The organism is Mucilaginibacter antarcticus, from assembly GCF_042686155.1.
Lineage (GTDB): Bacteria > Bacteroidota > Bacteroidia > Sphingobacteriales > Sphingobacteriaceae > Mucilaginibacter > Mucilaginibacter antarcticus.
Genome location: NZ_JBHUON010000011.1, coordinates 65,202 through 81,259, shown reverse-complemented (window position 1 = coordinate 81,259; position 16,058 = coordinate 65,202). Strand labels below are relative to the sequence as shown.

Below are 16,058 nucleotides of genomic sequence, written 5' to 3'. Positions count from 1 at the left end.
CTTTTGTAGCTTTACAGCATTACGTAATGTTTGTGTACATTAGTTCTCTATGAAAACTTTAGCCGAATTCAAAGAATCATTGAAGTCAGATTATCCTACTAACGAATGGTCAGCGCCGTTAAAAAGTCTGTGGTATGACGGCAAAGGCAATTGGCAGCAAGCTCATGCCGTGGTTGATCATTTAACCGATAACGCTTCGGCTTGGGTGCATGCCTACCTGCACCGTAAAGAGGGAGATAACTGGAACGCCGACTACTGGTACAGCAAAGCAAGACAAAAACGCCCAAATGTTTCTTTAAATGAAGAATGGGAGCAGTTGGTAACACACTTCCTTTAAAGGCTAATAGGCCTTACTAATCATGATAACTTAACATTGCGCATTTATCTTTGATCCGTCTGTGCAGGAATACACATGGATAACTGGAAATTATCTTCACCGTGCCGTTGTTTGATAAATAGACGTTATTAAGTTTATTATAGTGCTTTGCCTTCGCTTTTTTATTATCGCCCTGTATGTAATGATTGAAGGCTACTAAGCCAATTACCTATAGGCTGATTGATTGCAGTCGATGATTATCATCTGCATAAAGTATTTAAGCCATTTCAAGGATTTTATTTGATATTTTTAGATCAATAAATCATCACCTATGTTTAACCGCTTATCACGTACCCAGGTCATCCTGATCTCCGTACTCCTTATTGCTCTTATTGCCGGCTTTTTCATTTGGAAAAGTCGCTCAAAAAAAGCTGATCCTACAGAATATGCCAAATATATTGAAGCATACACCTCGGGCGTAATCTCGAAAGAGAGCGTCATTCGCATAAAACTGGCCAGCCAGGTACAAACCGCGCATGAGCAAAATGAGGAACTGAAAAGCGGCACCTTTAGCTTTTCGCCGTCAATAAAAGGCAAAGCTTACTGGTCCGATGCGCAAACTATAGAATTTAAACCCGACGGAAAGCTTGACCATGATAAGGTTTACGAAGCTGATTTTGATCTGGGATCGGTAGCCAAAGTATCGGGCGGATTAGAACACTTTGAGTTTGAGTTTAAAACGATCAAGCCCGATTTTTCTATCGATTTTGAAAGTATACAAACCGCCACAGCTACATCGCTTGATAAAATGAAAATTACCGGCGTTATACAAACCGCTGATAATGAAGAGGCTGCCGTGGTAGAGAAACTGATCTCCACCCGGGCAGAAATGCCTGTAAAAATAACCTGGCAGCACAATGCCGCAACGCACCTGCATAAATTTGTGCTTAATAATATAGCACGCCCCACTAGCGGCGCATCAAAAGAAGTGGATGTTGATTGGGATGGAAGCCTCCTTAATAGTGATAAAAAAGGCAACCAGGATTTTGAGATTCCGGCTGTCGGCGTGTTTAAAGTGATGGGCATAAAAGCGGTGCAGGATCAGGAGCAATACTTGTTGTACCAGTTTTCGAACCCAATACGTGTTGGACAGGAGCTAACCGGCCTGCTGGGCTTGAGCAACCTGCCCGAAATGGCTTACACCATTGATGGCAGCACAGTGAAACTCTATCCATCTGAGCGATTGAACGGCAACTACGCCGCCTTCGCCAACGCCGGGGTGCAGGATATTACGGGTAAGAAGATTGTAAAAGGCTACTCGGCCAATGTTTATTTTGAGAACCGATTGCCTGCGGTAACCGTACCGGGCAAGGGGGTGATTCTGCCCGATTCGGGCAAGCTGATGATGCCGTTTGAGGCCATTAATCTTAACGCGGTAGATGTAACCATTATCAAGATCTATGAAAACAATGTACCGCAATATTTTCAGAATAACGGCTTTAATGGGCAGGAACAGCTAAGGCAGTTGGGTAAGCCGATCATCGAGAAAACCATCCGACTGGATAACGATAAGAGCATAAATCTATCAAAAAAGAACAGGTTTATGCTGGATATCGACCACCTGATTCGTACCGAACCGGGGGCAATTTACAGGGTTTTGATAGGTTTCCGCAGATCGTATTCACTGTTCAATTGTTCCACCCAAAAGGTAGCAGATAAAACTGACGGTGACAGTAGTGTTGAAGAAGGAGATAATGAAGAAGGCGGCGATTACAACGAAGAAGGCAACGGTTTATGGAAAGCGGGTATTGACGAGGATGATGATTTTTGGAGCCGCTATGATAACTATTATCCACAGGGGTATAAATGGAACGAACGTGAAGACCCATGCACAGACTCATACTATAGCCGCGACCGCTGGGCCACGCGTAATATCATTGCCTCAAACATTGGCCTGATAGTAAAACGCGGCAACGACAATAGCATGCTGGTAGCCGTAACCAGTATTATGGATGCCGGCCCGCTTAAAGGTGTTGAGCTTGAACTGCTGGATTACCAGAAACAAATAATACAAAAAGTCACCTCGGACGATGATGGCTTTGCGACGTTCACGCTGAAAAGACGGCCTTATCTGCTCATAGCCAAAAAGGGTAGCGAGCGGGGTTATTTAAAGCTGGATGATGGCAGCTCATTGCCGCTATCGCGGTTTGATGTTGGGGGCGAAACAGTGCAGAAAGGCCTTAAGGGTTTCATATATGGCGAGCGCGGCGTATGGCGCCCCGGCGATTCGATATTTGTATCGTTCATTTTGGAGGATAAACTGAAATCATTGCCCCCGGATCATCCGGTTGATTTCGAGTTGTATAACCCGCAGGGCCAGGTGTACAAAAAAATCACCAGCACACACCCGGTTGATGGGTTTTACAGGTTCAGCACGGCTACCACCCTCAGTTCCCCAACCGGCAACTGGATGGCTAAGGTTAAAGTGGGCGGCGTAACGTTTGAGAAGCCTATTAAGATAGAAACCATTATGCCTAACAGGTTAAAACTTAGCCTGTCGTTTGGTAACCGTGAGTCGCTTACCAAAGGTAATAGCGATGGTGTGCTGAACGCCCGCTGGTTGTTTGGCGGTATAGCTCAAAACCTGAAAGCTAAGGTTGATGCTTTTATGTCGTCGCAAAACACGGCGTTCAAGGGTTTTGAAGGTTATACTTTTGATGACCCGACTTTGAAATTTGGTACACAAACACAAAACGTTTTTGATGGCAGGCTTGATGAAAACGGCAATGCCAAAGTAAACGCCGACATCAACCTTGAAAAACAAGCCCCGGGACAGCTACGCGCTAACTTTGTGGTAAAGGTGTTTGAGCCTGGGGGTAATTTCAGTATTAACCAGGTATCGTTACCTTATAATGTTTACCCGGGCTACGTGGGTATCAAGGTCCCCGAAGGGAAACAAATGAGCGGCATGCTCACTACCGATGATACGCATAATATTGACCTTGCCGACGTAAACGTAAACGGCCAGTTATTTGCCGGTACGCGCGATGTGGAGGTGCAGTTGTATAAAATTCAATGGCGCTGGTGGTGGGATCAGAGTGGCGATGAAATGAGCAACTTTACGCAAGATCAGTTAAATAAACTGATACGCACTGACCGCGTTCAATTAGTTAACGGCCGGGGTAAATGGGGCCTGCGGATCCCGAAAGAAGATTGGGGCCGCTACCTGATAAAAGTTAAAGACAATGCTACGGGCCACAGTACCGGCAAAATTGTTTATGTAGACTGGCCAAACTGGGCTGAGCGTTTGCAGCAGGATAATGCTACCGAAGCGGCAATGCTATCATTTACATCAGACAAAAAGAATTACAAAGTAGGTGAGCAGGCTACACTAACCATACCAACAGGCAGTAACGGCCGCGCGCTGGTAAGTTTTGAAAACGGCAGTAAGGTGATAAAGTCTTTATGGATTGATACCCGCAAAGGCGAAACCCGCTACACTTTTAAAGTGGAGCCGGGCATGGCGCCAAATGTGTTTGTTAACGTAACGCTGCTGCAACACTATTCGCAAACGGCTAATGATTTGCCCATACGCATGTACGGCGCTATCCCGATAAAGGTGGATGACCCGGAAACGGTGTTGAAACCAATAATTACCATGCCGGACAAAATAAGGCCGCAAACGCCATCTAGCATTACGGTTTCAGAAACATCGGGTAAAGAAATGACCTATACCGTGGCATTGGTAGACGAGGGCATACTTGACCTTACTAACTTTAAAACGCCAGACCCACATTCGGTATTCTACGCCCGCGAAGCACTGGGCGTTAAAACCTGGGATCTGTTTGATTACATCATCGGCGCCTATGGCGGTGGCCTTGAGCGGATACTCAGTATTGGCGGCGATCAGGGCTTGTTGAACAATCAAAATGCTACCATCAACCGCTTTAAACCGGTAGTGAAATTTATGGGGCCGTTCCATTTAGCCAAGGGCGATAAGCAAACGCATAAGTTTACGCTGCCGCAATACATAGGCTCTGTTAGGGCAATGGTGGTTGCCGGGCACGGCGGTGCTTACGGGCAAGCCGAGAAAGCCGGGGCTGTTAAAAAGCCGTTGATGGTACTATCAACTTTACCGAGAGTACTTGGTCCGGGCGAGAAGTTCCAGCTGCCGGTCACGGTGTTTGCCATGGAGAGCAACATTAAAAATGTTAACGTACAGATACAAACCACTGCCTTTACCAGTACCACTGGCATGCAAAAGACGATCAGCTTTGCTAAACCCGGCGACCAGGTAGTGACATTTGATATGGACGTTAAAAACTTTGTAGGCGTAGCCAAGGTGCGCATTATAGCCAAAAGCGGCGGCGAAACCGCAGTTGAAGATGTTGAGCTAAGCGTACGCACGCCTAACCCGCCAATTACCCGCACTATCGAAAAAGAATTGCAGCCCGGCCAAAGCTGGACCGGAGCTTATGCTGCCATAGGTATGCCCGGCACCAACTCGGCCACGCTGGAGGTGTCGGCCATACCGCCGCTTAATTTGGCTGACAGGCTGAGTTATTTAATGCACTACCCATATGGCTGTGTGGAGCAAACCACATCGTCAGGGTTCCCGCAGTTGTATTTGGACCAGCTGCTTAGCCTATCGCCAAAACAAAAGGCCGAGGTGCAGCAAAACGTTAAGGCTACCATTAGCCGCTTAAACGGTTTCCAGATACCCAGCGGCGGCCTAAGCTACTGGCCTGGCGAGGGTAATGCCGATGACTGGGGCACCAATTATGCCGGCCATTTTATGCTGGCTGCCAAGGCAAAAGGGTACAACCTGCCGGTTGGTTTCCTTGATGCCTGGAAACGCTATCAAAAACAAAAGGCCCTAAACTGGTCGCCTAAGCCGGCTGCCTATTTTAATGAAGACATGACACAGGCCTACCGCTTATACCTGCTGGCAATGGCGGGTGCTCCTGAACTGGGCGCCATGAATCGTTTAAAAGAAACGCCTACGCTAACCAGCGGGGCAAGGTGGCAATTAGCGGCGGCCTACAAACTAACCGGCCAGCCCGAGGTTGGTTTACAAATGATCCGCGGGTTAAGCATGATGGTTGGGCCGTACAAGCAATTATATGGCACCTATGGTTCTGATTTGCGTGACGAGGCCATTACTTTGCAAACACTGATCTTATTAGGTCAGCAGCAAAAGGCATCTGTCATGATGCAAAAGGTGGCGTCAAGTTTATCGCAGGATGATTGGTACAGCACGCAAACCACCGCTTATGCCTTGATGGCTATTGCGCAATATTGCGGGCAAAACCAGTCGGGTAATAAGCTGTTGTTTAACTACCAGTCGGGCACCAGCAAAGGCAATATAACCAGCACAGCAAATATATGGCAGGGTAATTTGGCAGCCAATGGCGGGCAGGCATACCTGAAAAACAACGGTAAAAACCGCTTGTATATTCGCCTGATACAAAAGGGCCAACCCGCGCCGGGCCAGGAGCAGGTTGCTCAGAACAAACCGGAGGTACTGCAAATGCAGGTAACTTATTACGGTATGACCGGCAAGCCGGTGAATGTAGCATCCATTAAACAAGGTACCGACTTTGTGGCCCAGGTTACCATAAAAAATCCGGGCGCACGTGGCCGTTATGATAATGTAGCGCTAACGCAGATGTTCCCTTCGGGATGGGAGATCCTAAATACCCGGATGCTCAATAACGATGAAGTGTTTAAATCATCGCCGTCGGACTATCGCGATATCAGGGACGACAGGGTGTATACTTATTTCGGGCTAAATCCGCACGAGTCGGCCACTTATACAGTAATGCTAACTGCCGCTTATGCGGGTAAGTACTACCTTCCGGGCACATATTGTGAGGCGATGTACGACGCATCCATCAACTACTTTGAAAAAGGACAGTGGGTTGAGGTGGTAAAATAGTGCGCAAGTTTTTAGACAACATAACAGCAGGCCTAAAATGGTTTGCCAAAACCAGGCTGCGGCTGGCGGGGAGTATCATCGCCCTGTTGCTGTTGCTTGGTTTTAGCTTTTGCCTGCCCCGGCAATTATTCGACGCGCCAACATCGTACGTGTTAAATGACAGTGATGGCGCGCTGATGGGCGCGTCTATCGCATCGGATGGGCAGTGGCGTTTCCCTTATAATGAGGATGTGCCCGATAAGTTTAAGCAATGTATCATCACTTTTGAGGATAAGCGCTTTGAGCAGCATTTTGGGATAGACCCCCTGGCTTTCGGCAGGGCGATAAGGCAAAATATCCGATCAAAACGAATCAGCAGCGGGGGCAGTACGCTTACCATGCAGGTCATCCGGCTATCCACCCGCCACAAGCGTAACTTTTGGAACAAGCTATTGGAAATGGTGCAGGCCTTACGGCTGGAAATTACCCACAGCAAAAAAGAAATTATCGCGTTGTACGCCAGTAACGCACCATTTGGCAGCAATGTGGTTGGATTGGACGCCGCATCATGGCGATATTTTGGGCGGGGGCCTGATAAGCTTTCCTGGGGCGAGATGGCTTCGCTTGCGGTTTTGCCTAACGCGCCCTCGCTGGTGCACCCCGGGAAAAACAGGCTGACGCTGCTGCGCAAACGCAATGCCCTTTTAGACAAAATGTATAGGGCTAAGATTATAGACAGTATTACCTGCCTTTTATCAAAATTAGAACCTGTGCCTGATAAGCCAGTCGCCTTACCCAATCTGGCGCCGCACCTTTTGCAGCGAATAGTAGCAGGGAAAGAGCTTACCAACGACACCCGCGTTAACAGCACCGTGCGCTCAACACTGCAAACACAGGTAAGCCAAATCCTGGAGCGGCATCATCAGCGGTTAAAAGCTAATCATATTAATAACATAGCCGCCATTGTGCTTGATGTTGAACACGGCTCGGTGCTGGCCTACGTAGGTAATATCAATCACCCCGAGGATAAATTGATGGAGAGCGATGTGGATGTGATCAATGCGCCACGCAGCCCGGGCAGCACTTTAAAGCCTTTGTTATATGCCGCTATGCTGCGCGATGGTTTTTTATTGCCTAACAGTTTGGTGCCCGATATACCTACGCAAATAGCCGGTTACCAGCCAGAGAACTTTGATTTAGGCTATGACGGCGCGGTGCCTGCCTCGAAAGCTTTAGCGCGGTCGCTTAATGTACCTGCAGTAAAAATGCTGCAGCAGTACAAGTACGAGCGGTTTTATGACTTGCTTAAAAAAACGGGCATCACCACCTTAAAGCAACCGGCGGATTTTTACGGGTTATCATTAATTTTGGGTGGCAGCGAAAACTCACTTTGGGAGCTAACAGGCGTTTATGCAAATATGGCCCGGGCTCTTAATCATTACAGTAAATACCGGGGGCGGTATGACGCGGCAGACTATCATATGCCCGTATACACCCCTGCTGAGAAAATCAAACCCGACTTGGAAAAATCCGGCATGATAGATGCCGGGTCAATTTATTACACTTTTGAAGCCATGCAGGAAGTTATGCGGCCCGGCGAGGAATTGCTTTGGCAGCAAATGGCATCGTCGCAACGCGTAGCCTGGAAAACAGGCACCAGCTTTGGTTTTAGGGATGGTTGGGCCATTGGGGTAACGCCAAAGTATGTTGTTGGGGTTTGGGTAGGCAACACTACCGGCGAGGGCCGCCCCGGCCTTACGGGTGTAAGCACTGCTGCCCCGGCGATGTTTGAAATCTTCAGGCTGCTGCCCGTAACCCGCGATTGGTTCGGCGTACCGGTTAACGACATGGTGAAGCTAAAAATTTGTAAGCAAAGCGGCTACCGGGCGGGCCAGTATTGCGACAATACCGAAGATAGGTGGATGCCGCAAGGCGGTTTGCGTGCGCCCGTTTGCCCATATCATCAATTAGTACATTTAGACAAAACAGGGCAATGGCAGGTAAATGCCGATTGCGTGCCGGCTGATGAGATCGTAAACAAAAGCTGGTTTATACTACCGCCGGCCATGGAGTATTACTTTAAAACTAAAAACTACCAGTATAAAACTTTACCCCCTTTTAGGGCCGATTGCAACGTAAGCAATGCCACAACGCAAATGGAACTCATTTACCCTAAAAATGGCGCCAGGGTGTATGTGCCGATAGAGGCCGATGGTGCGCGCGGGCAAATGGTTTGCAACGCCGCCAATCGCCAGGCAGGCACAAAAATTTTCTGGCACCTGGATGGAGCTTATGTCGGGGTGACTAAAGATTTTCACCAGATAGGTCTCTCTCCATCGCCGGGCAACCACGTGCTGACATTAGTAGATAGTGATGGGAATACCATTAAAAGCACGTTTATGGTGATGCAGAAGGATAAATAAGATAACCTACAAGCAGCCTTTTCGTCCAAAAAAGCGGCAAAAGAAAATACGAATAGTATACGCCTAAAATGGCTAGGCTATCCGTCCGGAGCAATGCCCGGAGAATCAGTATTGTAAAGTAAGTACCGGTGTCGGCCAAATCTGGGTAACAACAAATTTACAGGGGCCTGTATTGGGCAAAGCACATCTCTGTCTTTCAGTATTTGTGAGATCGGGACGGCCTCCCCTGCGAGATATTGAGCCGTGCCACAGACGAAACCTTCTATTTACAGCCCACCTTAACACAATTTAATGATAGCACGCCGACCGCAACCGGCGGTTGCCACATGGCCTATAACCGCAACCGGCAGATAAAAACCGAGAGCTTGGTATTACATAAATCAGAATAAAAACTAATTTTATCCACCAAATAAACTGTAATGGCAAAGAACATCAATTTAGACAACGCGCTTGAAGAAACTTCAAACGAACAATCATCTTTAAAAACGCTCACGGAAGATTGGTGGGCTGTAATACTAGGCCTTAGTATTGTTATACTGGCCTATATCTTTTATCTATCCGGTTCAAGTATATCCTGGATTGCGGTATCTCCTGCTAAATGGTCAACATTTTCGCAGTTTACAGGGCAATTTGCCAAGAACGGTGTAAAGTACATCGCTTTATTAGGCGTATTACTGGTGCTGTTTACTTTTGTAACATCACGTATAGGGCAAAAGCCTAAGCATTTTATCCCGGCATTTACTTTTGTATTTGTCGTTTCGGCTATCATTTATGCCCTGGGCAGCTGGGATCAGGCCAGCAAGTATACATTAGAACCGCCGTTAGTAGCATTAGCTTTGGGCCTGCTGATATCTAACATAGCCAAACTGCCGCGTTGGTTTGATGCCGGCTTTAGGGTTGAGTTTTATATAAAATTGGGTATTATCTTGTTAGGCGCCACGTTGCCCTTTACGTTGATACTATGGGCCGGACCAGTCGCTATTTTACAGGCTTCCATCGTTTCGCTCGCTACATTTTTAACCATCTTCTTTGTTGGCCGTAAATTGGGCCTTGATAGACGGTTAGCAGCGGTTTTGGGCGCTGGTGGCGCGGTATGCGGGGTATCAGCATCAATTGCTATTGCAGGTTCTGTAAGGGCAAAAAAAGAGCATCCGCCGGTGGCAATAAGCCTGGTAGTAATCTATGCTATTATCATGATCTTTTTATTGCCTTTAGTGTGCCGGTTACTTCATCTGCCTGCCGGGGTAGGTGGCGCCTGGATCGGTACTTCAGAATTTGCAGATGCAGCAGGCCTGGCCGCCGCACAATCATATGGCGGTTTGACAGCCGATCCGCACCTGGGTATCAGCGGCACCCCAGAGCAGGCAATAGCGTCGTATACACTAATCAAAGTTATTGGCCGTGACATTTGGATTGGCATTTGGGCCTTTGCGCTTGCACTAATCTCTGTTACTTATTGGGAGCGTACAGAAACCACTTCAAAAGTGCAGGTGGCGCAAATCTGGTGGCGTTTCCCCAAATTTGTAATAGGCTTTTTGGTAGCGTCTATACTTACATCTTTAATTATAAAAGGTAACACCCTGGCAGAATACAATACAGTAGTTAAACCGGCGCTTATTGCCCCAATTACCGCTTTACGCACCTGGGCGTTCACATTTAGTTTTTTTAGTATTGGCTTAACTACCCGTTTCCGCGAACTGGCATCAGCCGGAAGCAAACCGGTAATAGCTTTTACAGCAGGTGTAATTGTTAACGTTGTTTTGGGTTATATACTTTCAGTGCTGGTATTTGGCGATTACTGGGCTGCTATTGTAACACATTAATTATGGGTATTTTTGATATCATAGGCTTCCGCAACACGGGCAATATATGTCAAAAGTGTGCGCATTTTCAAAACCAGCCCTCGGTAATTGAACAAACCTATCCCGGGCTTACATCAATGAGCTCTGGTTATGCCTCTGTACGAGACAGAGATGGCTTGTGCAGCATCAATAATATATATCTTTCGGCAGGGGATACCTGCAGGCACTTTACGTTGGCGAATCAGCCAGGGAAATAACTGATCACAATATCAAATTAGCTTTACAAAAACCGCCGGTTTCTTATTCAAGAGACCGGCAGTTTTGTTTGTGCCTAATTTATCTCGCTTTGCAAAAAAACGTAAAGCCCCTGATGGGCAGGGGCATTTACGAACCAATTATAAACCAAATGAAGAGAGAGAATTTTATAGAGGCGTGAGAACGGATTCGAACCGCTGTTTGGCGTTTTGCAGACGCCCGCCTAACCCCTCGAGCACTCCGCCTTATATCTTATTTTTGTTATCATGGTTTTGTATAAAATGTTTCAGTGTCTTTACGCCATTGATGATTTGCCGCATCATCGGTGTAAACCATGTGGCCGGCGTTGTAGCGGTTAACAACAACTTTGCTACCTGCAGCACCTAAACTAGCTACCAGTTTATCAACGCTGGCCGCCGGTGTTGCAAGGTCATAATTGCCGCTTACAATTTGTACCTGCAGGTTACTGTCGGCTGCTATGAGCTTTTTCAGCTCGGGTGTTACATCTAAAAAGCCGTTGGTTACAGCCTTACCATAGTTCCAGTTTGGGGTAGCTACCGTGGCAAGATATGGTAGCTTGTTTTCGTAACCCAGTACCTCTTTGTTAAAAGCTGCAAAGGCCTGCGGAAATATATCGCGCATCTTTTTCTCGCTGGGATCTGTGGCGCCCGCAAATGCCGTGTCGCGGCTATCATACGTACCAGTGGTTTTTTGTGCCGATGCAAATAGCAGGCGGGTAAATTGGGTGTCGGTGATCCTGCCGTTAAGACGTTTAATTACAGTTGTATCTAAGCCGGTGTACAGGCTCAGTGAGTCAATTACAGCGATAGGTAAAGCAGCTTGGTCTGCAAGGGCCGCTTGATAAATGCCAAACGCAAAGCGGTTAACCTGGGCCGCTAATTGCTGCTGACTTAAAGACTGCAATTGCGGCGACAAACGTTTGTGGTATTGTGCTGTGGCTGCATAGGCTGATAGATAGTAGGGGTATGGTGTATCGTTATTTTTGCGAAATGATATCAGCTTATAATCCAACGCCGGCGATATCAGCGTCAGGCCTTTGGTGCTGATGTTTAACGAGTCTTTTAAATATCCCGCCAGGCCAACTGCGCGCGCCGCGCCGTAGCTTTCGCCAGCTAAAAATAGCTTGCTTTGTTGGCGATTGTTTTGTGTAAGAAATTGCTTAATAAACTGGCCAACAGAATGGATATCTGCCTGGTAGCCATAAAAACGGCGGACATCAGTACCATCTTCCGGCCGGCTGTAACCTGTACCAACAGGATCGATAAATACCAGGTCGGTAAAGGTTAGCCAAGTGTCGGCATTGTCTTTATACCCCGCTTTGCCGCCCACGGCGCGCACCGGGCCAAACGAGCCCATGTGCAGCCATATAGACGAAGAACCAGGCCCGCCGTTAAACACAAATGTAATAGGGCGGTTTTGCTTGCCGCTGGTGTAGGCCGTATAAAACATTTGGGCGGTATGGGCATTGTTGCCGCCTACTTTAAGGTAGCCCGCCGTAGCCGTATAATTAATACGCAAATTACCTGCCTGCAACTGCTTAGCCACCGTTGTTGTGGTAAATGCCGCTTTACCGGCTAAGTTATACAAGGCGTTTTTTGATGAGGCATTTTCCCAGGAGCTAAATGATAGCAGGGTAACAATACCTATTAGCAAAGTAGCCAGTGATAAGCGTGTTATTTGTTTTTTATGAGATGTAGACATAGGTAATCAAAAAAATGTAATCAGTAAACTGTTGTAAATTAAGCGGCCCCAAGGGGGTTATAAGCAACAGCAACACATGACTGCCCTTGCCGGCGACACGCACATTATAAACTGATTTTTGATACCTTTTAGTAGCATAACGGCAACAAACGTAAGACAAAGAATTGTAAAAACAAAATAAATCTACAAAATCTATAGACTTTATATTAATTGCTAATATTTTGACGGTTTTAAGCCCGGAAAAAAGATCGGGGTATTGCAACAATTCAACCTATTTATTTAAAAAAACCTTACATTAGTTACTGAATCAATGTAATTTCCACCCCGAAGCATTTATCCAATTATTATGGAAAGAAGAGAGTTTATAACCACAAGCGCCATTGCTGCTGCCGGCTTAACCATTTTACCATCAGGCAGCCTGTTTGCAAAACCGCTGAACAAGGTACGTTTGGGCTATATTGGCGTTGGCGATAGGGGCATGACCCACATATCGGCAGCTATACAACATACCGATACTGAAATTGTAGCTATTTGCGATACACAAGAGCGCTCCTTAAAACGCTGCCGCGAATATATAGCGCAAAAAGGCCGGGCGGCAGCTACCGAATATACAGGCGGAATAGATGCTTATAAAAAGCTTTTGGAGCGTAAAGATATTGATGCCGTGATTATTGCTACACCGTGGCAGTTTCATCACCCGCAAGCTATGGATGCCATGAAAGCGGGCAAATATGTAGGCTGCGAAGTGATAGCCGGTTTAACCGTACAGGAGCATTGGGATATTGTAAATACATCAGAAAAAACCGGCATGCCTTACATGACGCTGGAGAATGTTTGCTATCGCCGGGATGTAATGGCGACCCTGAACATGGTGCGCCAAAACCTGTTTGGCGAGATACTGCACGTAGAAGGCGGCTACCAGCATAACCTGCGCCCGGTACTGTTTAACGGCGCCGGCGGTGCCGAATTTGGCGCTAACGCAACCAGCGAGGCGCAATGGCGCACGCAATATAATATTGACCAGGTGGGCGATCTTTACCCTACACATGGCGTTGGCCCGTGTATGAATTATATTGATATTAACAGGGGTAACCGTTTTACCCGAATGACATCATACACCACCAAAGCACGCGGACTTGCGGCCCATGTTAACGAAGTTTCTCCGGGACATAAAAATGCTAAAATAGACTACAAAAATGGCGACATTACCCAAACGCTTATCAGCTGTGCTAATGGCGAGACGGTGATGTTGACACATGATACGCACCTGCCAAGGCCATATTCTTTAGGCTTCAGGATAGACGGCACCACAGGCATTTGGATGGATGTTAACCAAAGCATTTACATTGATCATCAATCAAAACAACATGATGTTTGGGAGCCTGCAAAACCATGGCTTGATAAATATGATCATCCCCTGTGGAAAAAATATGCTGCCGACGCTGCCGGCGCGGGCCATGGCGGTATGGATTGGTTTGTATTTAACGCCTTTATATTAGCTGTTAAAGAGAAAAAACAAACACCGATAGATGTTTACGACTCCGTTACCATGAGTGTAATAACGCCGCTGTCAACAAAATCTATCAAAGAAGGCAACATGCCGCAGGAGTTCCCGGATTTTACCCGCGGAAAATGGAAAGGTCGTAAAAACACTTTTGCTCTGGATGATAGTGGGTTTTAAGGGAAAACCAGACAAGTAAGAGGGTTAACCAAGTGCCGGGAAACACCTTCCAAGGACTAACATTTTGATAGCCTATTGATCATGAAATACACCTTTCTACTGCTATTTTCCTATCCGCACGGTCTCCCCGCGGAGGCCGGGGAAAGGAAACCACCATCGATTGCTGATTTTGTTTAATCTACCTAAAATCAGTTTCCAGTTGGTTGATTATGAGTTTATTGATTAAAAATTAAGTATAATAAAACTGACGTAAAGGTTGTTGCAGTTTTAATCAAATTGATAAATTGTAATGCATTGGTAATAAGTTATTTGCGTAAATTTTTTGTTTCATCTTGTTTCACTTGATTTTATAGAATGGCTGATTATTAGCGTATTAAGTCAAAATCTTGTTTCACTTGTTTCATCTGTGTCACACAGGCGTGAAACAAACACGTTATTTGAGCCAGGCTTTGCGCTTATTTGCTAATTTAGCCGCGCTATGGAAAACACCGTTCTAACAAAATATAACCAACTATTAAAACGCAGCACCGGCCACTATAAGGCTTTCTTGTACGATTGCGACGGCACGCTGGCGGACAACATGCCCCTGCACGCCCTAACCTACATACAGGTTGCTAAAGACAAAGGGATAACCATTACCGGCGAGATCATTGATGAGTTTGCCGGCCTGCCGGTGCCCGCCGTAGTGCAAGAGATCAACAAGCGCTATAACTGCGACATGGATCCGGAGGAGTTTGCCGAGATAAGACTGGAGTTATACCACGATGAGTACATAAACCGCTTGACACCTGTGGAGCATGTAGTCGAGCACCTTAAAGCGCACGTTGGCAAGGTTAGGATAGCGGTCGTGTCGGGCGGTACGCGCGATGCTATTGAAAAGACGCTCAGTGTTTTAGGCATCGCCGACCTGGTTGAAACCCTGGTGTGCGCCGGCGAAACCGGGCGCGGCAAACCCTACCCCGATCCGTTTTTGGCCGCTGCCGAAAAGCTGGGCATAGACCCTAAAGACTGCCTGGTGTTTGAAGACGGCGACCCGGGCGTACAATCAGCCATCGCCGCAGGTATGGACTGGGTGCGGATAGATCAGCTTGGTTAAAAGCTGTCCCTCAAAAAGTTCTCTTCGGTATTGCAGTATAAAGACGAATAGATTCTCAACCCACTTACGTTGGTTTGCATTTTGCGCTGCATGTGCACCACCGGGTGGGTTGTCTTTATTTGAAGCAGGTTGCTGATCGTTTTGTCTGCATGGCGGGCCCATATCTTTTGCTCGCCCTCTTTTACCTCAACTTTGTAGTGCTCTTTAAGTATGTTGAACAGGGAGCGGTTCTCGAGGTTCCTTGACGAAAAGCGTGGCAGCTCTATATTGGTAATATAGGTTTCCTCGTACAAAACCGGTGTGTTATCAATATGTCTTAACCTTGATAGAAAGATACAGCCTGCCTTCGTCTCGACCTGATCTAGCTGAAAAAAGAAATCATCCGGCCAGGCTTGTTTAACAGGTTTTTGCAATATAGAGGTGGTTAACTTCTGCGTGCCAATGCCAGCAGTTACACCGCTGAGAGACAAGATGCCCAAACCAGCCTTCGGCTCAGACACAATGCTGCCTTTACCGTGCTTGCGGGTAATGTATCCCATGTTAGTCAACGCTGATAGCGCCTGCCTGATGGTTACCCGCGTGGTATCGTAAAGTTTACAAAGATCGTTTTCAGAAGGCAGCAGATCGCCCTTTTTAAAATCACCTTTCTCTATCTGCTGTTTAAGGTCTTGTATTACTTTTTTGTAGAGATGAATTACTTCTTTTTTACTCATTGATTTAGGTGATGGGTAACACAAATATAGAAAATATCGGCTTTAAACTACGTATACAGCGTTTTAAAAACTTTCGCACCAAACTTGTATATACAAGATTAACTTTTTATGTTTGGTGCAAAACAATATTCCT

The 16,058-nt window shown here is 46.7% G+C and carries 9 protein-coding genes and 1 tRNA gene; 7 read left to right on the top strand and 3 right to left on the bottom strand.

The window, feature by feature from the left end:
* Positions 1-49 precede the first annotated feature (49 nt).
* The 5 genes from ACFSYC_RS10870 (at position 50) to ACFSYC_RS10850 (ending at position 10,715) form a co-directional block, all read left to right on the top strand.
* A complete protein-coding gene (locus ACFSYC_RS10870) occupies positions 50-337 on the top strand; it encodes a hypothetical protein (protein ID WP_377127059.1) in 288 nt (95 codons plus the stop codon).
* Between the two features lie 310 nt (positions 338-647).
* On the top strand, positions 648-6,254 hold the full coding sequence (locus ACFSYC_RS10865) for an alpha-2-macroglobulin family protein (protein WP_377127056.1): 5,607 nt from the start codon (positions 648-650) through the stop codon (positions 6,252-6,254).
* The gene (gene pbpC, locus ACFSYC_RS10860) at positions 6,254-8,656 is read left to right on the top strand and encodes a penicillin-binding protein 1C (RefSeq protein ID WP_377127053.1); all 2,403 of its coding nucleotides are present in this window, start codon (positions 6,254-6,256) and stop codon (positions 8,654-8,656) included. Before ACFSYC_RS10865 ends, pbpC begins: the two co-directional genes overlap by 1 nt.
* A 419-nt stretch (positions 8,657-9,075) precedes the next feature.
* Entirely contained in the window at positions 9,076-10,479 is a 1,404-nt protein-coding gene (locus ACFSYC_RS10855; RefSeq protein WP_377127050.1) for a YeiH family protein, read from the top strand.
* Between the two features lie 2 nt (positions 10,480-10,481).
* Positions 10,482-10,715, top strand: a complete 234-nt coding sequence (locus tag ACFSYC_RS10850; RefSeq protein ID WP_377127047.1) for a hypothetical protein — start codon at positions 10,482-10,484, stop codon at positions 10,713-10,715.
* A gap of 171 nt (positions 10,716-10,886) precedes the next feature.
* Here the strand turns inward: ACFSYC_RS10850 and ACFSYC_RS10845 are convergent.
* Both ACFSYC_RS10845 and ACFSYC_RS10840 read right to left on the bottom strand, forming a co-directional pair.
* Positions 10,887-10,958 (bottom strand) — tRNA-Cys (locus ACFSYC_RS10845).
* A 19-nt stretch (positions 10,959-10,977) separates the two neighbouring features.
* On the bottom strand, positions 10,978-12,435 hold the full coding sequence (locus ACFSYC_RS10840; RefSeq protein ID WP_377127044.1) for a S10 family serine carboxypeptidase-like protein: 1,458 nt from the start codon (positions 12,433-12,435) through the stop codon (positions 10,978-10,980).
* 346 nt (positions 12,436-12,781) lie between these two features.
* Between ACFSYC_RS10840 and ACFSYC_RS10835 the strand changes: the two genes are divergently transcribed.
* Positions 12,782-14,116 (top strand): Gfo/Idh/MocA family protein, encoded by a 1,335-nt coding sequence (locus tag ACFSYC_RS10835; RefSeq protein ID WP_377127041.1) that lies wholly within the window; start codon positions 12,782-12,784, stop codon positions 14,114-14,116.
* Positions 14,117-14,594: 478 nt separating this feature from the next.
* Positions 14,595-15,212 carry an HAD family hydrolase gene (locus tag ACFSYC_RS10830; RefSeq protein WP_377127038.1) on the top strand — a complete coding sequence of 206 codons (618 nt, stop codon included), beginning with the start codon at positions 14,595-14,597 and terminating at the stop codon, positions 15,210-15,212.
* Here ACFSYC_RS10830 and ACFSYC_RS10825 read toward each other — a convergent pair.
* A complete protein-coding gene (locus ACFSYC_RS10825) occupies positions 15,209-15,925 on the bottom strand; it encodes a GntR family transcriptional regulator (protein WP_377127035.1) in 717 nt (238 codons plus the stop codon). The genes ACFSYC_RS10830 and ACFSYC_RS10825 overlap by 4 nt on opposite strands.
* Positions 15,926-16,058 lie beyond the last annotated feature (133 nt).